Annotated in this window: 19 protein-coding genes and 1 other annotated feature; of the genes, 1 reads left to right on the plus strand and 18 read right to left on the minus strand. The window is 47.8% G+C overall.

Translation table 11 applies throughout. The features are described from left to right. Positions 1–57: 57 nt before the first annotated feature. The 10 genes from EPH95_RS07450 to hemA form a co-directional block, all read right to left on the minus strand. Positions 58–1,341 carry a bifunctional folylpolyglutamate synthase/dihydrofolate synthase gene (locus tag EPH95_RS07450; protein ID WP_142088728.1) on the minus strand — a complete coding sequence of 428 codons (1,284 nt, stop codon included), beginning with the start codon at positions 1,339–1,341 and terminating at the stop codon, positions 58–60. A 14-nt stretch (positions 1,342–1,355) separates the two neighbouring features. After that, entirely contained in the window at positions 1,356–4,001 is a 2,646-nt protein-coding gene (locus EPH95_RS07455) for a valine--tRNA ligase (protein WP_142088730.1), read from the minus strand. Positions 4,002–4,039: 38 nt separating this feature from the next. Further along, positions 4,040–4,259: a binding site (T-box leader), on the minus strand. Between the two features lie 488 nt (positions 4,260–4,747). Continuing rightward, entirely contained in the window at positions 4,748–5,761 is a 1,014-nt protein-coding gene (locus tag EPH95_RS07465; protein ID WP_142088735.1) for a protein kinase family protein, read from the minus strand. Beyond that, complete coding sequence (spoVID, locus tag EPH95_RS07470; protein WP_160141676.1) at positions 5,754–6,881, minus strand: stage VI sporulation protein D; 1,128 nt, start codon at positions 6,879–6,881, stop codon at positions 5,754–5,756. The genes EPH95_RS07465 and spoVID overlap by 8 nt, the downstream gene beginning before the upstream one ends. 729 nt (positions 6,882–7,610) lie before the next feature. Further along, positions 7,611–8,903, minus strand: coding sequence for a glutamate-1-semialdehyde 2,1-aminomutase (gene hemL, locus EPH95_RS07475; protein ID WP_142088739.1), 1,293 nt, complete (start codon positions 8,901–8,903; stop codon positions 7,611–7,613). Between the two features lie 49 nt (positions 8,904–8,952). Next, positions 8,953–9,939, minus strand: a complete 987-nt coding sequence (hemB, locus tag EPH95_RS07480; protein WP_142088741.1) for a porphobilinogen synthase — start codon at positions 9,937–9,939, stop codon at positions 8,953–8,955. After that, positions 9,936–10,694 (minus strand): uroporphyrinogen-III synthase, encoded by a 759-nt coding sequence (locus EPH95_RS07485; protein ID WP_142088743.1) that lies wholly within the window; start codon positions 10,692–10,694, stop codon positions 9,936–9,938. Before EPH95_RS07485 ends, hemB begins: the two co-directional genes overlap by 4 nt. 5 nt (positions 10,695–10,699) lie before the next feature. After that, entirely contained in the window at positions 10,700–11,632 is a 933-nt protein-coding gene (gene hemC / locus EPH95_RS07490) for a hydroxymethylbilane synthase (RefSeq protein ID WP_142088745.1), read from the minus strand. A gap of 11 nt (positions 11,633–11,643) precedes the next feature. Further along, positions 11,644–12,453 carry a cytochrome C assembly family protein gene (locus EPH95_RS07495; protein ID WP_319592840.1) on the minus strand — a complete coding sequence of 270 codons (810 nt, stop codon included), beginning with the start codon at positions 12,451–12,453 and terminating at the stop codon, positions 11,644–11,646. Positions 12,454–12,509: 56 nt separating this feature from the next. Beyond that, the gene (hemA, locus tag EPH95_RS07500) at positions 12,510–13,934 is read right to left on the minus strand and encodes a glutamyl-tRNA reductase (protein ID WP_142088750.1); all 1,425 of its coding nucleotides are present in this window, start codon (positions 13,932–13,934) and stop codon (positions 12,510–12,512) included. A gap of 430 nt (positions 13,935–14,364) precedes the next feature. Here hemA and EPH95_RS07505 point away from each other — a divergent pair, with 430 nt between their 5' ends. Then, complete coding sequence (locus EPH95_RS07505; protein WP_142088751.1) at positions 14,365–14,877, plus strand: LiaF transmembrane domain-containing protein; 513 nt, start codon at positions 14,365–14,367, stop codon at positions 14,875–14,877. Positions 14,878–14,927: 50 nt separating this feature from the next. On the opposite strand, the gene yihA is transcribed toward EPH95_RS07505, so the two are convergent. The 8 genes from yihA to leuD all read right to left on the minus strand — a co-directional run bounded on the left by yihA (position 14,928) and on the right by leuD (position 26,116). Further along, positions 14,928–15,515 carry a ribosome biogenesis GTP-binding protein YihA/YsxC gene (yihA, locus tag EPH95_RS07510; RefSeq protein ID WP_142088753.1) on the minus strand — a complete coding sequence of 196 codons (588 nt, stop codon included), beginning with the start codon at positions 15,513–15,515 and terminating at the stop codon, positions 14,928–14,930. Continuing rightward, positions 15,512–17,869, minus strand: coding sequence for an endopeptidase La (gene lon / locus EPH95_RS07515; RefSeq protein ID WP_405127432.1), 2,358 nt, complete (start codon positions 17,867–17,869; stop codon positions 15,512–15,514). The genes yihA and lon overlap by 4 nt, the downstream gene beginning before the upstream one ends. A 140-nt stretch (positions 17,870–18,009) precedes the next feature. Continuing rightward, entirely contained in the window at positions 18,010–19,680 is a 1,671-nt protein-coding gene (gene lonB / locus EPH95_RS07520) for an ATP-dependent protease LonB (RefSeq protein ID WP_142088755.1), read from the minus strand. A gap of 244 nt (positions 19,681–19,924) precedes the next feature. Further along, entirely contained in the window at positions 19,925–21,205 is a 1,281-nt protein-coding gene (gene clpX / locus EPH95_RS07525; protein ID WP_142088757.1) for an ATP-dependent protease ATP-binding subunit ClpX, read from the minus strand. A 250-nt stretch (positions 21,206–21,455) separates the two neighbouring features. Next, positions 21,456–22,802, minus strand: a complete 1,347-nt coding sequence (gene tig, locus EPH95_RS07530; protein ID WP_142088759.1) for a trigger factor — start codon at positions 22,800–22,802, stop codon at positions 21,456–21,458. Between the two features lie 90 nt (positions 22,803–22,892). Next, positions 22,893–23,915, minus strand: a complete 1,023-nt coding sequence (locus EPH95_RS07535) for a hypothetical protein (RefSeq protein WP_142088761.1) — start codon at positions 23,913–23,915, stop codon at positions 22,893–22,895. A 30-nt stretch (positions 23,916–23,945) separates the two neighbouring features. Next, positions 23,946–25,397 (minus strand): sodium/glutamate symporter, encoded by a 1,452-nt coding sequence (locus EPH95_RS07540; protein WP_319592828.1) that lies wholly within the window; start codon positions 25,395–25,397, stop codon positions 23,946–23,948. 137 nt (positions 25,398–25,534) lie between these two features. Continuing rightward, entirely contained in the window at positions 25,535–26,116 is a 582-nt protein-coding gene (gene leuD, locus EPH95_RS07545; RefSeq protein ID WP_142088764.1) for a 3-isopropylmalate dehydratase small subunit, read from the minus strand. Positions 26,117–26,127 lie beyond the last annotated feature (11 nt).

Genomic DNA, 26,127 nt, shown 5'->3' on the forward strand with positions numbered 1-26,127 from the left:
CGATATAACGAACCACTCCACCATACACTATTCGCCGTTAACTCCCATTTTCCTGCTTTATTCACCCAAAAAATTTCGCCGCACTTCCGAGATGAAATATAAAGAACCGGCAAACAAAATGACATCATTTGCACTCGCGCGTCTCGTCAGCTCTCTGTATCCATTTTTCCAATCGTAAAAGACCTCCGCATCCAGTGAAACTTGCGCAGGATCTGTTGCCCTTGGATGGGAAAATGTCGTCATGATGAAACTCTCGGGATGCAAGGAGAGCAAAGGAGCAAACATCGTTGACGGATCTTTTTCTACCGTAAAAGCGGTTAAAATATGAAGCGTCCGGTCTGGATACACCTCTGCAAGATAACGGGCCAAACGCTCGACGCCTTCCGGGTTGTGCGCGCCATCCATAAGCACGAGCGGAGACTTTTGCATTTTTTCAAGACGGCCCGGCCAATAAGCGTTTGCCAACCCTTCCGCGAGCGACTGTTCATCAATCGGAAAGGACCGATAGACTCGCAGGTAATCGGCGATCATAACCGCAAGGGCGCCATTTTCCAGCTGATGCTCCCCGCGCAGGAATACACGAAGGTCCTTATACCGGTGAAACGGCGTGCCGACGGAAAACGTTCCTCCATCTTCGTCCATGGACCCATCGATGAGCTCAAAATGCTCGTGAAACGCATAATACGGCGCGTGCATTTCCCTGGCACAGGCACGAATTACCGCTGACGCTTCCGAGTCCCGAGAAGCGGTGATCACCGGAACGGCAGGTTTGATAATCCCTGCTTTTTCCTTCGCGATATCGGTGATTTCCGAACCGAGAATGTGCATATGATCCTTTCCGACGTTTGTGATCGCGCTCAAGATGGGTTGAATGACATTCGTCGAATCCAAACGCCCGCCAAGCCCCACTTCCCATAGGACGATGTCGGGAACGGCAATTTTGGCAAAATACCAGTTCGCAATCACTGTTAAAATTTCGAATTCCGTCGGAGGCCCCCATTCCGTCTTTTCCAGGGAAGCCGCATGCGGAGCCACGGCACGTGCCGCGGAAATGAAATCTTCTTGAGGGATTGGGGTACCGTTCACGCTGATGCGCTCTTCAAACTGAATGATATAGGGGGAAGTAAACGTGCCCACCCGGAAACCCGATGCTTGTAAAATTGATTGTACATACGTAAGCGTTGACCCTTTTCCGTTCGTGCCGCCGATATGAACCGACAAAAGACGGCGCTCGGGGTGGCCGAGCGCTTCCAATAAATGCTCGACACGCTCGAGCCCCGGCTTTATCCCGAATGGGCGATGGTTTTTGAGCCACGCCATCACTTCTGCAAATGTATCCATCCACGCGTTGCTCCTTAGTTGTTTTTCGCCAATTCGTTTATTTGTTCCAAAATCGTTTTGCGTTTTTCGACGTAATCTGCGTGCTTTGCACGTTCTTTTTCCACAACGTCGGCAGGGGCGTTCTTTACAAAACCTTCGTTGGCAAGCTTTTGATCCAGCCGTTCCACTTCTTTATCCATTTTTTCTTTCTCTGTTTGCAACCGTTCCAATTCGGCATCAATATCAATAAGCCCGGCTTGCGGGATATAGAGCTCCACGCCGCTTAACACATGAGAGATGGCTTGTTCCGGCACCTCAAGGTCCGTGTTAATTTCCAACGTTTCCGGATGGCAAAAGTTTTCGATATACGGTTTGCCGCGCAACAATCGTTCTTTTGCATCATCGGATGTTGGTTTTAAATGGAGCGGAATTGCTTTCCGCGGCGGAACGTCCATTTCCGCCCTGGTATTGCGGACGGTGCGAATGACCGTTTGATACAGTTCCATATCCATCAGCGCTTCTTCGTCGACCCACTGATCCTTTGTTTGCGGCCATGGCGCACGCGTAATCGTCTCTCCGTCGTGCGGAAGGTGCTGCCAAATTTCTTCAGTCAAGAAGGGCATGAAAGGGTGCAAGAGCCGCAATGTTTCATCAAGGACATGGGCGAGCACGGAGCGCGTCGTTTGTTTTTCTTTTTCATTTTCTCCGTAAAGGGAGAGTTTGGCCATCTCAATGTACCAGTCGCAAACGTCATCCCAGATGAAATTGTAGAGCGCCCTTCCGGCTTCGCCGAATTCATAACGATCCATCATTTGGCTCACGTGGGAGATCGTCTGTTGCAATTTCGTGAGAATCCAACGGTCGGCCGTTGCAGTCACTGCACTTAAATCGATATCTTTATGGGCCATTCCTTCCATATGCATGAGCGCAAACCGGGAAGCGTTCCAGATTTTATTGCCAAAATTCCAGTTCGCCGTCACCTTTTCCCATTGAAACGTTAAATCGTTCCCCGGGGAAGTGCCTGTCGCCAACGTAAAGCGCAGCGCGTCCGCCCCATATTGTTCCACGACATCCATCGGGTCTACCCCGTTGCCAAGGGATTTACTCATTTTCCGCCCCTCTGCATCGCGGACAAGCCCGTGGATCAACACGTCTTGAAACGGACGCTCGTCCGTAAACTCCAATCCTTGGAAAATCATGCGGGAAACCCAGAAAAAGATAATGTCATAACCGGTCACAAGCACATTGGTTGGATAAAAATAGGTCAAGTCTTCCGCCTCTACATCCGGCCACCCCATCGTTGAAAACGGCCAAAGCGCTGAACTGAACCATGTGTCAAGCACATCTTCATCTTGTTCCCAGTTTTCGCTGTCGACAGGTGCTTCTTTTCCGACATGCATCTCACCGGTTTCCTTATGGTACCAAGCCGGAATTCGATGCCCCCACCATAGTTGTCTGGAAATGCACCAATCGCGAATATTTTCAAGCCATTGTAAATAAGTATGCTCAAAGCGCGGCGGAACGAAATGGACTTTTTCATTCCCTTCATTTTGCAGGTCAATAGCCGCTTGTGCCAGAGGTTTCATGTCCACGAACCATTGGGTGGACAAATACGGCTCGACGACTGCGCCCGAGCGCTCCGAATGGCCGACGGCATGCATGTGCGTCTCCACTTGAAATAACGTGCCCGCGTCTTGCAAATCCCGGACGATTGTTTTGCGGCATTTAAATCGCTCAAGCCCCTGATAATCCGCGGCATTTTCGTTCATGATGCCGGCTTCATCCATCACTAAAACTCTCGGGAGGTCATGGCGCTCGCCCATCTCAAAATCGTTCGGGTCATGGGCGGGTGTTATTTTCACCGCTCCGGAACCGAATTCACGTTCCACGTATTCATCGGCCACAATCGGAATCTCTCTTCCCACGATCGGTAAAATAACCGTTTCCCCGATAAGCGCCTGATACCGTTCATCATCCGGATGAACAGCAACTGCCGTATCCCCGAGCATCGTCTCCGGACGGGTCGTCGCCACTTCAATGTGGCCTTCGCCATTTTTCAATGGGTACTTCATGTGATACATTGCGCCTTCAACTTCTTTATACTCCACTTCGATATCGGAAAGTGCCGTTTGCGCAGCCGGATCCCAGTTGATAATGTACTGCCCCCGATAAACGAGGCCTTTTTCGTAAAGGCGGACGAAAACTTCGCGCACGGCATTGGAAAGGCCGTCATCAAGCGTGAACCGCTCTCGCGTGTAATCGAGAGACAGGCCGAGCGTCGCCCATTGTTCACGAATAAAATTTGCATACTCTTCTTTCCAATCCCAACTGACGTCGAGAAATTTTTCGCGTCCGAGATCATGGCGGTTTTGTCCCTTTTCTTTTAATTGGGCTTCCACCTTGGCCTGGGTGGCAATCCCTGCGTGATCCATGCCCGGCAGCCAAAGCATATCACGGCCCTCCATGCGCTTTTGGCGGGCAATGATATCCTGGAGCGTCACATCCCAAGCGTGCCCGAGATGCAGACGGCCGGTCACATTCGGTGGAGGAATCACAATTGAGAAAGGGTCTCCTTTGCGTTCTCCATGTGTGGTCGCTTCAAAATAACCATTGTTTACCCAGAACGGATACCATTTCGCTTCCGTCCGCTTTGGGTCATATTTTTTATCCATATCCACCATATCTAAACCTCCTTGAAATACAAAAAGCGCTCCCTCCCTCAAAGGACGAAAGCGCTCGCGGTACCACCTTTGTTTATGAACGATTATTCGTTCATACACTTGGATAGCTGTAACGCAGCCAACGGCCGTTCTTACTTTTATCTCGGAACAGCAGCTATACAGACGACTTCAGCACGAGCGCCCCCGGGAACCTCCCAGCCGTGGATTCCTTCTCTGCAGAGGGGTCAGTGCCTACTCCTTCTGTTTCATTGCTTTTCAATGCTTTTTTAATCGTTATTTTCCTATATTCTACGCAACAGAGACAATTTCGTCAACGAAGGAAATAATAGGTATCAGCCCCTTTTCTCTTCACATAGGATGTATTAGTGATGATAAACATTTGGTTTTTCGCAAAACATGGCGAAATCAAAGCTCCCCGGTAATTTTATGGTCTGATCGCACAAGGAAAGGGGAAAGAACCTGTCATGACACGCCATTATTATAAACCGCCACCCGGATATGGGAAAAAACGTCCGCCTTCATTTTTTAAGTGGCGCTATGCCGCCGCACAGATCTTATTGATCCTTATTTGCTTTCAAACGATTCGTACGATTTTTTTGCCTACGACGTTTGATGTGCTTCTTCTAGTCGCACTTGTGTCTTTTTATTGGTATTTCCGAAAAAAGCCATATTGATACGCTTCTCGTACAAGCCGTCAGAAACATGGATTGAAAGGGATTACCGTCATTAAAAACGACCATGCCGGATTATGAACCGTGCATGGCCGCTTCCTGTTTTTCCTTCCATAGCATCATTTGCTGCAAATAACGCAAACTGCTTAATTTGGATTCCAGCATAGCCGTCCACTGATGTTCCGCATACCGCATAGGGTCTGTGGCATACGCTTGCGCAAACATCAAAATCGGTGCAGGGGTAAGCGTGAGTGCTTTTAAAAGGCCGGTGTCCGCTTCTCCCCATGCAGGTCCGTGGGCTTCATATGTCCCAAAAAGCTGTTTGCCCTCCAACGGGACAAAAGGATAACGTTGCGCCAAATCTTGATAAAAATAGGCAAGGTCATATGCAGGATGCCCGGGGCCGCTGGTTTCCCAATTGGTAAACCACGCATTCCCATCCGCGGCAATAAACCCATGCTCCAACGAAGGCCGGCCATGACAAAAAGCAAAGCGATACCCTTCTTTTTCCTTCACTTGCCGCGACCATTTTTGGAACCCTTTTTTCATTTCTGCGAACATCATTTCATAAAACGGGCAGCCGTTTAAAAACGTGAGTTCAAATGGAGAGATAAACCTGGATTGTTCGAATTGAGCGGCCAACCGGTTCATCAGCAGTATTTCTTGCTGCCAGCCACGCTGTACTTCATTTTTGTACGTAGAAAGATCCTCTTCGGTCATCCCTTCTTCATCTTCGGAAATTTTGTGATTAAGGGCGAGAATCGTTAACAGTCTAAGTTCTTCCGAGGGCGGGGACCTTAGCGGTTGCTTCTCCATCCAAGGCTCCAAGTAAAAGTAATGCCGGCCTGTTTCAAACATAGACATATCACCCCTCGTATTTGTAAGAGGGATGATACCTTTCATTCCTGCACGTTCCGCATACCGTAAGTGATGCAGAAAATGTTCACGTTCTTGGGGGGTCCGTTCCCAGCGTTTCAGTGCATAAGGACCATCTCGCGTTTCAATCTTGACGACACGTTCACTCACCCAAGTCCAGGGCGCATGTTGAAGCCCTGCTTTATTTAATAGCTCTTCGATGACGTCATTCATTCGAGGAATGCACCGGGATATAAATAATTTCCCCTTGATCAACGTGATTCATATCCATTCTGTTCCATCTGAGCAGCTGTTGGACTGTATAGCCATAGCGATCGGCGATGATATCCAAAGACTCGTTCTCTTGAATGATACACATCCGCATTTTTGTAAAAGATTCCCGATCGTCGCTCCCCAGCATTTCCGTCAGGTAAAGGGCATTATCCCGCTTGTTGGTTTTAGGTGTTTCCTCTTCGTCTGGCGGTGACGCATCTTGTTCTTCTTCGTCGTCAGCCTGTACGACCTCATATTTCAGTTCTTCTTGCGCCGGTTCCGGCTCGGCATTGGAATGGCCGCTGTCAACGTTCTCCCTTGACACCACCGTCTCGTCACTATGCTGTGCTTTTTTCGGTTCCGATTCTTTTTGCGCCTCTAAGTCACTTTTTTCTTCTTGTTCAGGTGCTTCTTCTTCGGTTTCCGCTTCCGGTTCCTGTTTTTCAAAATTCAGCGCCGGTCCTAATTCCTGTTCTTCTTCCTCCTGCTCTTCTTCCTCTGCTTCCTCTGCTTCCTCTCGAAAGCTATCGGAGGTCTCAGAAGGCGGGTGAACATTCTCTTCCTTGGGCAAAGGTGCCTTCAATTCGTGTTTAAACGTTGGAAACCCTTCAGGTGTTGGGCTGGATTCTCTTTTTGCTGCCTCGCCCTCCTTCATACCTGAAATAGTCACATCCGCCGTTAACTGAATGCAACTAGGTTCCGGCAAATCGTAATCAAAACTGTCAATTTGCACATACAAATCATCCAAACTTTGAATGCGATGAAGCGGAATGGTTACATCAATGGGAAAGAAATGCTTAATCTCCCGCTCTCCCGTTTCTGCTGTGCTCAAACGATCCGCCGTTTGCGGCACTTGGTCCTGTCTCTCTTCATCATATGTGTCATCTTCGTTGTTTTCATAAGGTTGGTACTGGCCGACAAGATGCAATCCTCCTTTAATGATCACTTCATGATCATCCTCTTGCATCGTAATATCCGGCTCTAATTCCAACCCGAGAATGGATTGAATACGTTCACCTTGATCAAGCCATACTGCTTCTTCAAGGTTAAATGATAAAGCTGAAGGTTGTTCTTGGGTCACGGTTTGCTCCCCCTCTTCATAAAAAATACGTCCGTCCCACCGTTTTCTCGTACGCTACCAACGTATGTGTCCAAGTGAATGGTTATGACTGGTTTCTTCAGTAACGGTGGGGGAGGAGGGGGCGCTTCAGGTATCACTCCCTGTTCTGTGGACACTTTCGCTCTCTTTTTTGTTAACACTGTCCGAGCTCAGCCTAAATTCGGACATTTCCGTTATCAACGGATGCCGAAGTATGCTCAACATCGGCACAAAAAGAGGCCAGAGCTGTTCCGGGGCGGCACGGGAACGGAACAGACCATCTTCATCGTACCCCGACTCTACGATTTCTGGCATTTCGGGGTGCGTTGACCCCGCCATCGTACCCCGGCTCTACCATTTCTGGCATTCCGGGGTGCGTTGACCCCGCCATCGTACCCCGGCTCTACGATTTCTGGCATTCCGGGGTGCGTTAAACCTTTCATCTGGCTTCCTTTTCCACGGTTCAATCTTTGCTGTCTCAAAATCCCCTCATGTCTTGCCTCCTGGATCCATTCGACGTGAGACATACCAGCATTTTGAAGGTTCGTGACGCCGTCCACAGCTATATCAGTCATAGGAGGTTGATATTTGCTTCTTAGGAAAAAATTTCTGGTTTGTTACACTAGAAATGTGAATAGAGGAACGCTTACTAAACAGATCTCCACTTAAAAACAAAAGCTATCCCCATCATTCGAGGATAGCTTCCCTTCATTATTTTCCGATTCTCGCGAATGCCCGCTCTGCAGCGGCAATCGTTTTTTCGATCGTTTCATCATCATGTTTTGTGGACAAGAACATTCCCTCGAATTGGGATGGAGCGACGGATATGCCTTCTTGCAACATTTCCTGAAAATAGCTCGCAAATAGATCCACATCCGAGGTTTTGGCGGTTTCAAAGTTCTTCACATGTTCATCGGTAAAGAAGAGTCCCAGCATCGAGCCTGCCCGATTAATATGGTGAGGAATGCCATTCTTTTCCGCTGCCGATTGGAGCCCTTCTTCCAGGCGTGCGCCGCGCTGATCAAACTGCTCATAATCTGCCTCATTCAATTGCGCCAATGTTTCATATCCCGCGGTCATCGCCAGAGGATTTCCCGAAAGCGTTCCCGCCTGATAAATCGGACCTTCCGGGGCGATATGCTCCATAATATCTCCTCTGCCGCCATATGCGCCGACGGGAAGGCCGCCGCCAATGACTTTGCCCAACGTTGTCAGGTCGGGAGTGACGCCAAAGCGTCCTTGTGCGGAATGGTACCCGACGCGGAAGCCGGTCATGACTTCATCAAAAATCAGCAAACTTCCGTGGTCTTCAGTGACCTTGCGCACACCCTCGAGATAGCCTTCCTCCGGCGGAACAACGTTCATATTTCCGGCAACCGGTTCCATGATAACAGCCGCGATGTCGTCGCCGAATTCCTCAAACACGAGGGATAGGCTTTCGAGGTCGTTATAAGGAACCGTAAGCGTCTGCGACGCTGTTCCTTCAGGTACGCCGGGGCTATCGGGCAATCCTAAAGTAGCTACACCGGATCCGGCTTTAATTAACAACGAATCTCCGTGACCGTGGTAATTTCCTTCCATTTTCACGATTTTGCTTCTGCCGGTAAAGCCGCGGGCAAGACGGAGTGCGCTCATCGTAGCTTCCGTTCCCGAGTTCACAAACCGAACGACTTCAACGGAAGGCACGCGATCAATGACAAGCTCGGCAAGAGCCGTTTCCATTTCATGGGAAGTTCCAAAGCTTGTTCCCAAGGCCGCGGTTTCCTGCAAACGACGCACGACACGAGGATCTGCGTGCCCGAGGATCAAGGGACCCCATGATAAAACATAATCAATATACGTCTGCTCATCCAGATCTGTAATGTAAGGCCCTTCCCCTTTGTTCATATAAATCCCGTGGTCCATTCCCACCGATTTATATGCACGGACGGCACTGCTCACCCCACCCGGCATGAGAGGTTTTGCTCTTTGGAATGCTTGTTTCGATCGTTCAAATGTACGCATCTTCACTGCCTCCTTTTTTATTTCGATGACAAGCCTTTTGCTCTAAGCGTTACATGTCGGATTCATTGATCCAACGGGCCATGTCCTTGGCAAAATAAGTGACAATCAAATCCGCCCCTGCCCGTTTCATACTCGTTAATTTTTCCATCACCGTTTCTTTTTCATCGAGCCAACCTTGAGCGGCAGCCGCTTTGATCATGGAATATTCTCCCGACACATTGTAGGCGACCACCGGGCGATTAATCGTACTTTTCACATCACTGACAATGTCCAAGTAGGAAAGTGCCGGTTTCACAATTAAAAAATCTGCCCCTTCCCGATCATCGGACATCGCCTCACGAAGCGCTTCGTTTCGATTGGCGGGATCCATTTGATACGTTCGCCGATCCCCAAATGACGGGGAACTATGGGCAGCATCCCGAAACGGACCGTAATACGCAGAGGCATATTTTACTGCATAGGACATGATCGGGATATGCTTAAAGCCCGCTTCATCCAAACCGGCACGAATAGCGGCTACGAATCCATCCATCATATTCGACGGAGCGATCACATCCGCGCCTGCTTCCACTTGGGAAACGGCTGTTTTAACAAGCAAATCCAACGATCGGTCATTTAAAATATGCCCATCTTCAATCACACCACAGTGTCCATGTTCTGTAAATTGGCACAGGCACGTATCCGCAATAATCATTAGCTCCGGGTGTTCAAATTTCAACTCTCGAATCGCGCGCTGGACGATGCCGTTTTCACTGTACGCATTGCTTCCGAGTTCATCCTTTGTGCCCGGCACACCGAACAAGAGAATGGCTTTAATCCCGTGTGCCACTACGTCATCGATTTCTTTTTTTAACAAATCTAACGAATATTGATACACTCCGGGCATCGACGGAACTTCGTGCTTCGTGTCCGTTCCCTCGATGGCAAAAACAGGATAAATCAAATCGTCTTTATGGACAGCCGTTTCCCGTACGAGATCACGCAAGGCACCGGTCATCCGCATTCGGCGATGACGGTCAAACAGAAGTTCACTCATCGGTTATTCACCTCATTCATATAGTTTGAAACTTGTTCAGCCAAGCTTGCAAAAGTATGGGGGACAGCCGCTTCCACTTGCGAAAACCCTGCCTCTGAAGCGGCATTTGCGGTAATCGTGCCTATGCAAATGGCAGGCCATTCTGGAAGATTGGGATACATCTGCTTAAAAGCATGGACAGCGCTCGGACTCGTAAATGTAATAACCCCTTGATGATTCCCGTTTAAAAATGCAGCCAACGCACGCGCGTTTTCTGCCCGTGCCTTTGTTTCGTAAATGGCAGGGTCCGCGACATTGGCCCCTACTTCATTTAAGCGGTTGGGGAGCATTTTCCTCGCCTGCTTGCTTTTCGGGATTACAACCGTATCCCCCGGCCGAATAACGGCCGCCAATTCCTCGGCAAGCGATTCTGCCGTATAGGTATTTTCCGGAACAAGATCGACGGTAAACCCACGGGAAACAGCAGCTTCCGCTGTTTTCGGGCCAACGGCGGCTACATGGGCATTCGACTTTATCCATTCTTTCGCGGACATCAAGCAATCAAAATAGTGAACGGCTTTCGCACTCGTAAAAACGAGCCAGTCTACCTCGCGTGGCGCCGGCATTTTCCCGGGAGCCTTAAGCACTTGCTGCGTTACAAGCGGGATATGCTGCACAGGAACGGACAACGCTTGCAGTTGAGAGACTAAAGGATCTTCCTCCGTTTGATCTGCTTTCCCTCTGGTCACAAGGGCAACAGGGGCATTTGAAGCCATGCGCCCTACTCCTCCAGATCTTTTTTCACTTGATCGAGAATTTCTTTGCCGCCACGTTCAAGAAGGTTGGCTGCAATGACTTTCCCTAAACGTTCCGGGTCGCTGCCGGTTTGTTCATCTTGAAGCAATGTTTTGCCATCCGGGGAAGCCACAAGGGCTCGCAACGTGACATCATCCCCTTCCTCCAGCACTGCATGTCCCGCAACCGGCACTTGGCAACTGCCTTCCACATTCTTTAAAAATGCCCGTTCCGCTTGTACCGTGCGGGCTACCTCCGCATCGTGGATATGTTGAAGGAGTTCCAGTATGTCTGTGTCATCCGTTCGGCATTCAATGCCGAGGGCACCTTGGCCAACGGAAGGCAGGCTATTTTCCGGCGCCAAATATTCGGTGACTATTTTCTCGGACCAACCCATTCTTTCTAAACCGGCTGCTGCCAAAATGATGGCATCAAAATCTTCTTCCTTCATTTTCCTCATCCGCGTTTCGATATTGCCGCGAATCCATTTTACTTCCACGTCCGGTCGGGCGGCCAAAATTTGCGATTGGCGCCGCAAACTGCTCGTTCCGATCACGGATCCTGCCGGAAGCTCATGAAGTTTTTTTTCCGATTCCGAGATCAGTACATCCCGAGGGTCCACACGTTCCGTCACCGCACCGAGCGAGAAGCCCTCCGGAATGACCGAGGGGATGTCCTTCATGCTGTGAACAGCGAGGTCAATCTCCCCGTCTTCCATCGCCTTTTCGATCTCTTTGACGAACAGCGCTTTCCCGCCTACTTTGGACAGCGTCACGTCAAGGATCCGATCGCCTTTTGTCACGATCTTTTTCAGTTCAAACTTATACGGGAGCCCTAATCCTTCCAACTTCTCCTTGACCCATTCCGCTTGCTTGAGTGCCAAGTTGCTTTTCCTTGTTCCAATTACGATTGTTCTCATTTTTTTGCCTCCTACACACTCCATATGTGAAAGCTTGACCATTCACTCGTCAACAAATAGTTCGCGAGCAAAATTAAAAATCCAAGCATGTTATAAAAAGCCATACTATATCCTTGTTTCCCTTTTACCGTTTTTTGATATAAGTAAGCGCCATAAAAAACCAATACCGCTAAAGAACCGAGAACCTTCGGGTCAAAAATAGGGATTATATGTCCTCCATCCCCGCTGTACGCCCATATAAAACCAAGAATAACGCCTAACAACATTAGCGGATACGCGCACATCGTGGCCACGTATGAAAAACGGTCCAGTTTATTCAGGCTTCCAAACCGTAATAATCGCTTCCCCCACTTTTTTTTCTTTAGCATTTGGTGTTCGATCAAGTACAACATCGAGCAAGCAAAAGCAACGGTAAAACCGGCATACGAAAGAATAATTAACGTCACATGCAAGATCAGCAGTTCGGAAGTGAGGATATCTTCCCAAACCGGGGACAGATTGCCAGTGGGCATGAACAGACTTACGGCCATCAACGAAAAGCCTGCCACATTCATAAAAAAAACAAGGAAATCAACACGAAAATAAAAATTAACAATTAAAGAAAGGGTAACCATCGCCCAAGCATAAAAGAATAATCCTTCAAAAGGGGTTAAGAGCGGGAGACGCTCAAACTGAAAAGCACGCAATAATAAGAAGATGGTCTGGAGCACCCAGACGATAGAAAGGAACCAGAAGGCCAACCGATTGGCCTTCCGGTTATTCTGGAGAAAATCAATAAAGTATGCAAATACACTCAGGCTGTATAAGATGATCGTCAACACATAGATGATATTTGAGGCGGCCAATCGATTCCTACCACCTTTGCGGAAAATGGGTTCTACACTGTTGCATCCCGTCGATAATAAAGGTTATCCGTGTTTCCCTGAAAAAGGAACGATGCCTGCTGCTCATCTTCTATTTCTTCCGGCTCTGATTGAACTTCTTTCTGGGCTTCTTCTAGGATTTTCAACGCTTCCGCTTCTTTGGCTTCCGCGACTTCTTCTTCCAGCCCGAAGATTTCCGTGAATAATTCCAAAGCGTCTTCCCTATTCTCTTCAGCGGCCATTTCTTTTGCGCGAGTAATCGGTTCTTTTAACAGTTGATTCACAATGCTTTTTGTATGTTTGCGTAAAACCTTCCGCTCGCGTTCATCAAGGTCGGGAATTTTACGTTCGATGCTATTCATCGTCTCGGACTGAATCGATAACGCTTTTGTGCGTAGTGCAGAAATCACGGGGACGACACCAAGCTCGTGGAGCCAATCCTTAAAGACTTCCATTTCCTTTTCCAACATCGCTTCAATTTTAGCAGCGGCTGTCTTCCGTTCCTCCATATTCGCGGCAACGATCCCTTGGAGATCATCAATATCATACAAGTAAACATCTTCCAGTTTCCCAAGCGCCGGATCAATGTCACGGGGGACCGCGATATCAACCATAAACAGCGGGCGCCCTTTTCGTTTTTTGATGATATTGGCGACATTCTCCGGTTGCAACACATATTGGTCCGAACCTGTGGAGGAGATGAGAACATCCGTATCGAGGAGTACATTTTCCATTTCTTCCATCGATCGTGCCTGTCCCATCACATGGCCTGCAAGTTCTTCCGCCCGTTCATACGTACGATTCATAACGGTAATCGTTTCAGATCCATTGGAACGTAAATGTTGTGCCGTCAATTCACTCATTTTCCCGGCGCCAAAAATGAGCACATGTTTGCCTGTGAAATCTCCAAACATTTGCTTGCCAAGTTCAACGGCTGCATAGCTCACTGAAGCCGGTTTATCATTAATCTCTGTTTCCCTATGTGCCTTTTTTGCAAAGGTAATCACCTGGCGAAACAACTGGTTAAAAACCGTCCCTGTTGCACCAAGCTTTTGCGCGGTCCGAAAGCTCATCTTTACTTGTCCGAGGATTTGGGTTTCGCCGATAACCATGGACTCCAATCCTGTGCTTACGCGCATAAGATGAACGATAGCGTCATCGTTTTCCCGGATGTTTAGCACGTGTGAAAACGATTCTTGGGGAGCATCAAACCATTGGGACAAAAATTTCTTCGTAAAGTGTCGGCCGGTATGGAGTTGGTCGGCAACTACATACACTTCCGTTCGATTACACGTGGAAACGATCGTACACTCAAGTATACTTTTCATCTCTCGCAAAGTCCCAAGCGCCTCCGGCAATTCTTCATCATCAAAAGCAAATTGCTCACGTAAATCAACAGGGGCATTTTTATAATCGATGCTGGCAACAATGACGTGCATTACTTTCTTCACCCCTACATCATTATTCGAAAAACTTGGCCTCTGCCAAGTATCGATGGCTATTACAGAAGTCAGATTTCAGAGACCAGGGGATCGGAACACAGACCGCCATCTGATCTCCATCTAAATGCATCAGAGGGGATAATCTTCCCCTTGGATGGAAATTTCACTTTATCCTAAAAACTATTATAACATGAACATGCCTGTTTATCGTTTGGAAAATGTGAACAAGCACTGAAAGGATATGTTACGATAATCTCGCTGGCAACTTTATTGAAACACATTTGCTTCCTGATTCGCAAATTTCTTGTTTTTAGGCCCCAACACGGTAAATAGGATGCCCAATCACCGTCATGGCATACGGGCGTGTTTGGAAAAATGGGGCAAATGATTATTCTTATACATTTAAGCAGCATTGGAGCGTTTTATAATGAAAAACAATCAAATTTTTCCGGCTATGATTTTTATCGGGGCCGGCGCTTATTATCTGACGCATTTATTTGCTCCTGAAGTTGCCGCTCAATGGATGACTTGGGAAACATTGCTCATTTGGCTGGGGCTCGCGCTCTCCATGGACGGCTTTTTTTCCAAGGCAGGCTCAGCCCTTTTGCCGGGGATCTTTATGATCGGGATTGGGGTGCATTTTCATGCCATTGCCCTTTATCCAAACTGGCCGAACAACATCGGCATCCTCGCCGCCTTTTTCGGCATTGCCTGTATGATCGCTTTTTTGCGAACACAGAAAGACTTTCTTTTTGTAGGTATCTTATCGATCTGCATCGGAGCATTATTCCTCTTTTTTGAACCGGCCGTGGAGAGAATTGCGGAGGCATCTGACTCCTTTTCGTTTATTTGGCCGCTTCTGCTCCTGGTCCTCGGCGTTTTCTTATTGTTCAGGAGGAAGAAAAAAAGGCACCGAAAAGGAGCCTTCCGAAAAAGATAGCAGCACGGGGTTATGGCTCATATGCAGCCTTGACGCGCAGTGGTGCGTGACTAAAATCCCCCGAGCGCGCGAATGAAACCCCAGGCTTCTTCTTTCCCCTCGCCGGTTTCCGCGGAAAACAGCACATGGTTATCTTCCGGCAATGGCTCCAGCACATCAATGACTTGTTTGACATGTGCAGTTCGTTTTGTTTTTTTCAGTTTATCCATTTTTGTCAGCACGAGAATGATGGGGATTTGATAATGCTTTAACCAGTCGTACATCATTAAATCCTGCTCCGAAGGATCGTGACGAGCGTCCAAAAGCAATACGACGCCTTTCAGCCGCGGGCGTGTTTGTATATATTCCTCAATCATCCGTCCCCAAAACGCCCGCTCTTTTTTTGACACTTTCGCATACCCATAGCCGGGAATGTCCACGAAATGGCAGACATCATCAATGTTATAAAAATTTAACGTTCGTGTCTTCCCAGGCTGTTGGGAGGTATATGCCAGTTTTTTTCGTTGGGTGATCGTATTGATAAACGACGACTTTCCTACATTGGAACGCCCGGCAAACGCAATTTCCGGAAGTGCTGCCTCCGGATATTGATCGGGACCCACTGCACTGATGATGAGTTCAGCCTTATTCACTTTCATGCCGACGGATCCCCCAATGCGTATTGAATCACTTCATCAAGGTGAGAAACGAGAGAAATGGAAATAGTTTCTCGAATACTCTCCGGAATGTCTTCCAAGTCTTTTTCATTGTCTTTCGGCAAAAGGATCGTCTTCAACCCCGCGCGATGAGCACTCATTGCTTTCTCTTTTACGCCGCCGATGGGAAGCACTCTTCCCCGAAGCGTGATTTCACCAGTCATGCCGACTTCTTTTCTGACCACACGCCCGGTTAAGGCAGAAATGAGCGCGATAGCGATCGTAATCCCTGCGGATGGACCGTCTTTCGGGGTCGCCCCTTCAGGCACATGAATATGAATGTCGGTATTTTCATGGAAATGTTCATCGATCCCCAAATGCTCGGCATTGGTACGAATGTAACTGAATGCGGCACGTGCGGACTCTTTCATCACATCGCCAAGGTGCCCGGTAAGTGTAAGCTCCCCTTTTCCTTTCGCTAAGGAAACCTCGATGGAAAGCGTATCGCCTCCGGCGTTTGTATACGCGAGCCCGGTCGCGGCTCCGACTTGATCGTTTTCTTCCATTTGCCCGTAACGCATCCGCGGTTTCCCGAGCATGTCCTCCAACGTGTTCAACGTAACAATCACTTTCTTCTTTTCTCCGGTAACAATCGTTTTTGCCGCTTTTCGGCAAATGTTTGCCAACTGCCGCTCTAAATTCCGCACTCCGGCTTCCCTCGTATAGTAACGGATGACTTTTACAAGTGCATCTTCCTTGATTTGCAGATTGGTTTTGGTAAGTCCGTGCCGTTCTAACTGTTTCGGCAATAAGTAATTCGTGGCGATGGCTTTTTTCTCGATTTCCGTATACCCTGCGATCGAGATCGTTTCCATACGGTCAAGCAAAGGCGCCGGAATCATCGAGGCATTATTTGCCGTTGTAATGAACATGACATTGGAAAGATCATATGGTTCTTCAATGTAGTGGTCGCTAAACTCGTGATTCTGTTCCGGATCCAGCACTTCCAAAAGGGCGGAAGATGGATCGCCGCGAAAATCGTTGGCCATTTTATCCACTTCATCAAGCAAAAAAACAGGGTTCATGACGCCAGAATTGTTCATCCCTTGTATAATTTTCCCGGGGAGGGCACCTACGTACGTGCGCCGGTGTCCACGAATTTCTGCCTCATCCCGGACACCGCCCAAAGACATACGAACGAATTCACGGTCAAGGGCGCGGGCCACCGATTTGGCAAGCGATGTTTTGCCAACACCCGGAGGGCCGGTCAAGCAAATGATCGGACCTTGCAACGATTGGGTGAGCTGTTGGACGGCCAGATGTTCCAATACCCGTTCTTTTACTTTTTCGAGGCCGTAATGATCTTCATCCAACACGTTTTCCGCATTGGCAATATCTAAATGATCCGTCGTTTTCTCATGCCAAGGGAGCGACACGAGCCAATCAAGGTATGTACGGATCACCGAGTTCTCCGCTGAAGCCGTCGGCACCCGCTCATAACGCGCTAATTCTTTTTGCGCTTTCTGTTCTACGTTTTCCGGCATGTTCGCTTCTTCAATTTGCGTGCGCAGGGTTTCGATTTCCCCGCCTTTCCCCTCTTTATCCCCAAGCTCATTTTGAATGGCTTTCATTTGTTCGCGCAAATAATATTCTTTTTGCGTTCGTTCCATGGATTTTTTTACACGTTGGCCGATTTTTTGTTCTAAATCCAACACTTCTTTTTCGTTTGTTAAAATATCAAGCAATTTTTGCAATCGGCCATCGACTTGGAGCGCGTCGAGAATCTCTTGCTTCCGTTCGATTTTTAGCGGCAAGTGAGAAGCGATTGTATCGGCAAAATGGCCAGGATCATTAATCGCGCGAATAGCTTGTATCGTTTCGTCGGAAATTTTGCTGGAGGCCTTTGCGTATTGTTCAAAATGATCATTGACCATTCGCTTTAATGCCGTTATTTCCGAGTCCGATTGGTTGCTTATTTCAGCAGTTAATGGTTCGATCTTCACTTCGTAATACTCATCACTGTTTGTAAGTTCATTGATCGTTGCCCGTTGCAAACCTTCAACGAGAATACGGGTTGTTCCATTTGGCATTTTTAACATTTGTTTCACATAAGCAAGTGTTCCCGTTTGATATAAGTCTTTTTTCTCCGGTTCTTCAACGGCCAAGTCAATTTGGCTCGCAAGCAGGATCCGCTGATCATCTTCCATCACTTGTTCAATGGCACGCACCGATTTATCACGTCCCACGTCCAAGTGTAAAACCATCCCCGGAAAAACAAGCGCGCCTCTCAGCGGCAAAAGCGGGATTTTTTGACTGGTTTCCGTTTTCGGCATCATCAACCCCCGTTCTGTTTTCATTAATGTTACATATGGGAAAAGGGAGGCAAAGCCTCCCGATTTTTTTATTGCTTCCATCGCATTGGTTCGTAAGAGGATCTTTACTCATAGGTTCCATTTTAGCTTAAGAGCATAGCCGTGTCTATTGAATTGCATGGATTTCACATATGAATCGAGGGAGAAGACGTTTCAGTTATAGGGAGCCCTTGCCGCTGCATATCGGTTTCCTCCACGAGCACATTGGTAAACAACTCATCTAACGTGTTCAAAGGTTTTACCGTAATCCCTTGTATTTGATGCAGGACTGTCTCATCGTTTTCTTTAGGAACAAATGCTTCTGTTACGCCGGCTTCCTCGGCAGCTGCCACTTTTGAAGGAACCCCGCCGACCGGTTTCAATTTCCCCCAAATGCTCAACTCACCGGTGATGGCCACATCATTTTTTACTTTGCGTTGATTGACGGCTGAATAGATCGCCGTGGCAATCGCCGACCCCGCTGACGGTCCGTCAATCGGTGTCCCGCCGGGAAAGTTCACGTGGATATCATATCGGTCGACCGGCACTTTCAGATGGCGCAATACGGTCATAACGTTGTCCACAGAACTCCTCGCCATACTTTTGCGCCGAATCGAACGCATTTGATTGCCTGCGTTTTCTTCTTCCGCGATCCCCGTAACCGTGAGCATCCCATCCCCAGTCGTTTCTTGTGCGGTCGCTTCAATTTCCAACAACATCCCCAAATCCGGTCCATATACCGCCAAACCATTTACCCGGCCCACCACGGGCTCCGGATGTATTTTTTTCTCGGGTCGACGGCTTAAGCGACTAGCATGCACGACCCATTCAATATCGGAAACGTCAATGGATTCCCGTTCAGCCGTTGTTGCCAAGCCGGCAGCGATTTGCACCGTATTAACCGCTTCCCGGCCATTTGTCACATAAGACGAAACCGTCTCCAGTCCTTCTTCCTGTATTTCCATTTTCAAACGATCCGCTGCACTTTTTGCCACAATCGACAATTCCTTTTGCTTCAGCGGGCGAAAAAAAACTTCGAGGCAACGCGACCGGACAGCGGGGGGGACCTCATCAGGAGTTCGCGTCGTTGCTCCGATCAAACGAAAATCCGCAGGAAGCCCATTTTGAAAAATATCATGAACGTGACTTGGAATGGAGGCATTTTCTTCACTATAGTATGCGCTTTCCAAGAAAACTTTTCGGTCTTCTAGCACTTTTAAGAGTTTATTTAACTGAATCGGATGCAATTCACCGATTTCATCAATAAAAAGCATCCCCCCGTGCGCTTTTGTGATCGCTCCCGGTTTTGGTTGAGGGATGCCCGCTTGTCCCATCGACCCAGCCCCCTGATAAATCGGATCATGAACGGAGCCGATTAACGGATCGGCAATTCCCCGTTCGTCAAAGCGGGCGGTCGTGCCGTCGAGTTCAACGAAAGGAGCCTCAATTTTAAACGGAGAATCGCGGTTCATTTTTGCTCTTTCCATAATCAAGCGAGCGGCTGCTGTTTTGCCTACTCCAGGCGGTCCATAGATGAGCACATGTTGCGGATTGGGGCCGCAAAGGGCGGCCTCCAGTGATCGCACGCCTTCATCTTGGCCGATAATGTCGGAGAACGTTAACGGCCGTACTTTTTCTGCCAATGGTTCATTTAATGATACCGAACGCAATTTTTGGAGTTGGTCCATTTCTTTTTTTGATTCCCGGTCCACCGATACCCGTTGGGTGCGTTGATTTTTAAGTAGATTCCAGAAATATAGTCCAATCACAATTCCGAAGAAAACTTGAATGAGCATGATTAACGATGTCCAATCCATGCGGAGTTCCTCCTCGTTTAACGGTCGCTTTCGTCAGCCGTCATAATCGCTAACTGCCCGTTAGTATGACTCTTCAAACGATACAGTATGCCATTCACGAGGAGAGAAGTAAGTGGAAAATTTGTTAAGACATGCTTCCTGCCTTAAATGGGAGCGATCGCAGAAAACCGCTGGAACACCCGTCCAAATAAAAAAACCGGCAAGAGCTATATGCCCATGCCGTTTTTCTTCGTTATTTTTGTCGTTATGCACTTTCTCTCGGTTCATTAAGCTTGATTAATTCGCCATCTTTCGTTGTCAGTTCCGGAGAAGCGTCTTCCAGTACACATTCTTCCGTAATCGTACATTTTGTGATCTCTTCCTTGGATGGAAGATCGTACATAACGTCCCGCATGATGTCTTCAATAATAGACCGAAGACCGCGTGCGCCTGTTTTACGTTCAATTGCCTTATTCGCAATTGCCCGCAAGGCGTCATCCGTAAACGCAAGCTCGACTTCGTCAATTTCCAATAGCTTCTGGAACTGTTTGACAAGGGCGTTTTTCGGTTTTGTTAATATCTGCATCAACGCATCTTCATCCAACGGTTTCAAGCTGGAAATAACCGGTATTCTGCCGATGAATTCCGGAATCAAACCATAGCGGAGCATGTCTTCGGGTAGAATTTTATCAAGGTATTCTTCGTCAGCAATATCGCCACTTTCGGACTCAGATCCGAAACCGATGACCTTTTTGCCGAGTCTGCGCTTAACGACTTGTTCAATGCCATCAAAGGCTCCGCCGACAATGAAGAGGACATTGCTCGTATCGATTTGAATAAATTCCTGGTGAGGGTGTTTACGCCCTCCTTGCGGTGGAACGCTTGCAGTTGTTCCCTCGAGGATTTTCAAGAGCGCCTGTTGGACCCCCTCGCCGGATACGTCTCTTGTAATTGATGCGTTTTCCGACTTCCGAGCCACTTTGTCGATTTCATCAATGTAGATAATGCCTTTTTCCGCTTTTTCCACATCATAATCGGCCGCTTGAATCAGCTTCAAGAGAATATTTTCCACGTCTTCACCGACGTAACCTGCTTCCGTTAAAGATGTGGCATCGGCGATGGCGAATGGAACATTTAAGATGCGGGCAAGCGTTTGCGCCATTAATGTTTTCCCGCTTCCTGTCGGCCCGATTAGGCAGATGTTACTTTTGGCGATCTCAACATTTTCCCCGTCGTTATCGGACGCGACCGATGCATTCACCCGCTTATAATGATTGTATACCGCAACCGATAGCGATTTCTTGGCGCCATCCTGCCCAATCACATAATCTTTAAGGATTTCATCAATTTCCTGCGGCTTAGGAACGGATTCCAATTCGACCTCTTCATCCGTGCCCAATTCCTCTTCCACGATTTCCGTGCAAAGTTCAATACACTCATCGCATATATATACACCCGGTCCGGCCACTAACTTACGGACTTGATCTTGTGTTTTTCCACAAAAAGAGCATTTAAGTTGACCCTTTTCCTCATTGAACTTGATCATGTCATTCACCCCTCACTGTATATTGTACCTTACACCCTACCCTTACTCCCAGTCAAACAAAATACGTCGGCTAAACCTAGGCTACCCATACTACCTCAGCTTTACGTTACGAAGAGCGAATTCATGCGTTTATTTTTAGAAAAACGCCTCTGCATTGTTTAAAAAAAGGAAGACACGACGCTTGCTCGTGTCTTTTTTCTTAGTGTCCGGGGTAGCTACAATCGATAGGATGAACATTCAAGAAACGTCTTTAATCCTGTTTATTCTCCTCTTCTGTTTCCTCGGTTTCCGTCTCTTCATTTTTAGCTTCTACCGTTACCGCTTGCTCAACGAGGTACTTAAGGGCAGATTGCATCCGAAGTTCACTTTTCAGTGTATCAAGCGCGCCTTGAAGGCTGAGCAATTGGCGAATTTCTTCTTTGTCCCGTTCATAGGCTTCCGCCATCTGGTCCAGCTGTTCTTCGACTTGCTCATCATCGGCTTCGATTTCCTCGGCATCCGCGATGGCTTCGAGCGCAAGATTCATTTTCACCCGTTTTTCAGCTTCGGGACGAAATTGTTCCTTCATGCCTTCTTCATCGGTGCCCGCCATCTGATAATACATATCCATGGTGATCCCTTGGGCCTCGAAGCGTTGGCTCATCTCTTGATGCATGCGGTCGGTTTCAGTCGTGATCATCGCGCCCGGTATATCAACATTCGCATTTTCCGTCACTTGCTCCACGACACTATCCTGTTCATGGTGCTCTTTTTCATGCTCTTTGTTGTGTTCCAGCTCTTCGCGCTTTTTCTTTTTCAATTCGTCAAGCGTTTCGATGTTTTCATCGACATCAACCGCAAATTCATCATCCAGTTCCGGGGACTCTTTCCGTTTAACTTCATGCAACGTTACATTGAATGTTGCTGCTTGGCCGGCAAGGTTTTCCGCATGATAATCTTCCGGAAATGTAACCTCAACGGTTGTTTCCGTTCCCGGTTCCATGCCTACCATTTGTTCTTCAAAACCTGGGATAAACTGTCCGGAACCTAGTTCAAGCGAGTGATTTTCTGCTTCTCCGCCTTCGAACGCTTCGCCGTCCACGAATCCTTTGAAATCAAACACAACCGTGTCGCCGTCCTGGGCAGCATCTTCGGTAACGACGAGGTCTGCGTGTTGTTCACGCAACTTTTCCATTTCCTCCTCGACGTCTTCTTCACTGACAGACGTGTCGAATTCTTCGATTTCGAGCCCTTTGTACTGTCCGAGTTCAACTTCAGGTTTCACTTCTACCGTAGCTGTGAAAACGAGCGGTTTGTCTTTTTCAATTTCTTCTATATCGATTTCCGGCTGATCAACCGGTTCAATCCCGGCTTCTTCAACGGCATTTGAATATGCAGACGGGAGGACGATATCAACCGCATCTTGATAGAGCGATTCAACGCCAAACCGTTGTTCAAATAATTTTCTTGGCACTTTCCCTTTTCGGAAACCCGGGATGCTCACGTCTTTTTTTACTTTTTCAAATGCTTGATCCAACGCAGATTTGAATTCATCTGCTCCTACTTCTACGGTGAGGACGCCTTGATTTCCTTCGCCCTTTTCCCATTTAGCAGTCATTTATTTGTCCCTCCATGTTTCAACGATTACGTCCTGATTTACAACCCCTACATTATAACATAAACCAACATCATTTCAATCAATGGACAATTAGTTTAACGATGAAGAATCGGACGCCACTTGATTTAATAATTCCCCTACCTCGGAATGATTTGCATCGTACAACATGCTAACCGCTTCTTGCTCATCTTCATCGCCCATATATCGCAGGCTTTCCAAGTGAATAGCGGCAGCCCATACGTTTGCAGTTGCATCCGGGAGCGGGAAAGGATAATGTTCCATAAAAATCCACTCCAGAATAGACTGAGCCGTTTCATGCAACATCGGATTATCCTGTGCCAACCCCTCATCCAGTTGCTCCAAAGTGCTCGTTTTAAGCTCGGCTTCATATTCTGAAAAACTATTCAATTGAACGGGAATGATGGTTTTTTCACGCTCGCGCTTGCGGACCTTGCAGGAAGCGCCCACTTCCCAATCTTTCATTACTAATAAAAGCAACGTTTTGATCATCGGCGATGTATTTTCATGAAGAAGCGCTGTTTCAAATGCCGCTTTTACCTGGCGCCAGCTCCGCTTTTTCAATTGTTGAAACGTTTGCCACTGCACTTCTGTCGACGGGTCAAAAAGTCCCGCGATCACCTCGTCCCGAAAAACGTCCGCCGGATCATGCTCCTCTTTCTCGTCCTCTGCCTCCCGGGTGAAAGGTTCCCTTTTCATCGTTCTCGCCGTAGCCAAAAATTGAAAGAAGTGCTCGGCATATTTTGTCGGCAGACGGGACGATTGCCGAGCCGTTTCAATCGCCTCAACAACGGTGTCCCATTCGCCCAGTTGCACTAGCGCGGACACATAAAAAAACAACACATCTCCATATTCACCGATGCCTTCATGCAGCATTTCTTCCGCTGTTGTTTTGCTATCTTGAAGGTATCCCAATTCAAGTAGACAAACAAGACGCCCGTAGCGCGCTTGTTCATCTCTTATATCATGCATGAGCGTTTCGTTAAAGTGTTTCAGCCCCTGCTCAAAATCTCCTGCTTTCAGCGCATTTAGCCCTTCGTTCAGCAAGAGACGAATACTCCCCGGGAAACGGACCACATTATTTTTGTCACTCACTGCCTTTCACCTAATTTCAGGATGAAGATGCTATTCCTTATGCTTATTTTTGCCGAAATACAATACGCCTAACAACCAGAATGCAATCATTAAGATTGTCATTACAATTAAGACAGGAATCGGTCCAAACTGAAGAATAAACGGAATCGAGGCTGCGGTAACCAAACCGCCACCGACCATCGGTTCGAATAAAATTTGTTTATAGCCAAATGCCTTCAACGCTGGTGTTCGGTTTTCAGGATCAACGATCTGCATCAACATGATCCCGGTTGCCGCCACACCCGTGGATTGGCCGAAGTCACCCATCCCTCTTTCAAACCAGTGACTCGGAATCATGCGTGGAGCCAGGAACAGGAACATGACAACGTTCATTACGACCCCGACAACGGCAAGTATCACGAACGGAATAATGTTGTCTCCAATGACTTGAAGGCTTAACGTCGCCATCGCGCTAACGATTAATACATCAAGCGCCAAGCCTTGGATTCGGCTGATCGTAGACCGATCGACAATCTCCGACTTGTCTGTTCTGGATATTACCAGCTGTACGATGATCCCGCCGATCATCGCGAGCGGAAATAACGGAACGTATTCAAACAAATACAAGTCATAAGCGCTGCCCCAAGTGACATCTTCCAACCACACAAAGAATTCCAAAATGAGATAACCGATAAAAATCGCCAGTCCGACAAGCCCTGCGTGTAAAGACAACGGTTCAATGGATATTGGGGACGTTGTCAACTCTCCGGCAGATTCACGGTTATCTTTTTGGATAATCCCGGTTCTCTGATCTGCGGAAAGATCATCGGGATGGCCGATGGTAGTGGTTATCCCTTTTCTGGCTGCCCAGTTAATGAAAATAATACCAACGACAACGCCGCTTAATATCCCGATGGTCGCCAGACCAAGCGCCAGGTCAAGACCTTCTTCAAACCCGACCGCTTCAAACGTGTCGCCTAAACCGGCAGCCGTGCCATGTCCGCCGACAAAACTAATCTCGATGATAGCCCCCACCGCGGGAGGTAAATTAAAGATAGGTGTTAGTACCGTCATGGCCAATAGAATTCCGACCACATATTGCGCCCAGGAGATCGTGTACCCGAGCGCCACTTGCGGACCGCCGATCTGCCAGATTTCCTGCAGCCTCGGAATCGCAAATCCGATAAATAAACTGGCAAATACGACGTTAATGAGCAAGCCGGGCAGCTCAGCCCATACGTCAAACATCCCTTCCGTAAAAACCCCGTATGCCATTGCCTCATTGCCGGTCGTTGCCGTAAGGATTCTACCGAGCACCTCAGGCCCCAGTAGAAGCGCAAAAAAACCGCCAATGATGGAACTTGGCAGGAAGAGCTTTTGAAATAACGGGACCTTAAGCCGGATCCACTTTCCTATTAGCAATATAACAGTCATTATAATTAGTGCAAACCCTACGACTTCCAATGTCAAACCCTCGCTCTCTATTTCTGCATGATTCGTCATAATTTTACCGCTTGCACATCGATGTAGCAAGCAGTGTAAAAACATTAGAAAATTGAAATGAGTTGCAGAAAAAAGAACATTTACGTGCAGACAAGGAAATGGCGAGAAAAATACGCCCGAAGCGGGCGCATTTTTCATTATCGTTGCTGTTCATATGCTTGAATATAGTCGTCGTATTGCAAGGTAACTCCAATTTCATCCAGGCCATAAACAAGCATGTTTTTCCAATATGGGTCAATGTCAAACGAGTGAATGGCACCCTGGTCATCTTCTACCGTTTGTTCTTCAAGATTGACCTTGAAGGTGAGTGCTTTGCCTTTTCCTTTTTCCATCCAATCTTGAACCGTCCTCTCCGGCAATCGAAGGGGCAGCAGACCATTTTTAATGCTATTGTTATAAAAAATATCCCCAAAGCTCGGCGCGATAATTACTTGAAAGCCATAATCCTTCAATGCCCAAGCCGCGTGTTCCCGCGAAGAGCCGCAACCAAAGTTATGATCGCTCAGTAATATGGATGCCCCCTTCATATGTGGCTGGTTTAAGGGGAATTCGGGATTCTCGCTGTCGTCATCCAGAAAACGCCAATTAAAGAAGAGGAATTGACCAAAGCCGGTTCGTTCCACCCGCTTCAAAAATTGTTTCGGGATGATTTGATCCGTGTCGACATTAACATAGGGAAGCGAAGCAACACTCCCCTCATGTTCGTGAAAAGCTTCCATTCTCTCCCCTC

The sequence above is a fragment of the Salicibibacter halophilus genome (assembly GCF_006740705.1).
Taxonomy (GTDB): Bacteria; Bacillota; Bacilli; order Bacillales; family Marinococcaceae; genus Salicibibacter; species Salicibibacter halophilus.

Excerpts from the sequence above, each read along its gene's own strand:
- EPH95_RS07450 (WP_142088728.1), bottom strand. The coding sequence starts at position 1,341 with ATGGATACATTTGCAGAAGTGATGGCGTGGCTCAAAAACCATCGCCCA.
- EPH95_RS07455 (WP_142088730.1), bottom strand. The coding sequence starts at position 4,001 with ATGGTGGATATGGATAAAAAATATGACCCAAAGCGGACGGAAGCGAAA.
- EPH95_RS07465 (WP_142088735.1), bottom strand. The coding sequence starts at position 5,761 with ATGAATGACGTCATCGAAGAGCTATTAAATAAAGCAGGGCTTCAACAT.
- hemL (WP_142088739.1), bottom strand. The coding sequence starts at position 8,903 with ATGCGTACATTTGAACGATCGAAACAAGCATTCCAAAGAGCAAAACCT.
- hemB (WP_142088741.1), bottom strand. The coding sequence starts at position 9,939 with ATGAGTGAACTTCTGTTTGACCGTCATCGCCGAATGCGGATGACCGGT.
- EPH95_RS07485 (WP_142088743.1), bottom strand. The coding sequence starts at position 10,694 with ATGGCTTCAAATGCCCCTGTTGCCCTTGTGACCAGAGGGAAAGCAGAT.
- hemC (WP_142088745.1), bottom strand. The coding sequence starts at position 11,632 with ATGAGAACAATCGTAATTGGAACAAGGAAAAGCAACTTGGCACTCAAG.
- hemA (WP_142088750.1), bottom strand. The coding sequence starts at position 13,934 with ATGCACGTCATTGTTGCCAGCATCGATTATAAAAATGCCCCTGTTGAT.
- EPH95_RS07505 (WP_142088751.1), top strand. The coding sequence starts at position 14,365 with ATGAAAAACAATCAAATTTTTCCGGCTATGATTTTTATCGGGGCCGGC.
- yihA (WP_142088753.1), bottom strand. The coding sequence starts at position 15,515 with ATGAAAGTGAATAAGGCTGAACTCATCATCAGTGCAGTGGGTCCCGAT.
- lon (WP_405127432.1), bottom strand. The coding sequence starts at position 17,869 with ATGAAAACAGAACGGGGGTTGATGATGCCGAAAACGGAAACCAGTCAA.
- lonB (WP_142088755.1), bottom strand. The coding sequence starts at position 19,680 with ATGGATTGGACATCGTTAATCATGCTCATTCAAGTTTTCTTCGGAATT.
- clpX (WP_142088757.1), bottom strand. The coding sequence starts at position 21,205 with ATGATCAAGTTCAATGAGGAAAAGGGTCAACTTAAATGCTCTTTTTGT.
- tig (WP_142088759.1), bottom strand. The coding sequence starts at position 22,802 with ATGACTGCTAAATGGGAAAAGGGCGAAGGAAATCAAGGCGTCCTCACC.
- EPH95_RS07540 (WP_319592828.1), bottom strand. The coding sequence starts at position 25,397 with ATGACGAATCATGCAGAAATAGAGAGCGAGGGTTTGACATTGGAAGTC.
- leuD (WP_142088764.1), bottom strand. The coding sequence starts at position 26,116 with ATGGAAGCTTTTCACGAACATGAGGGGAGTGTTGCTTCGCTTCCCTAT.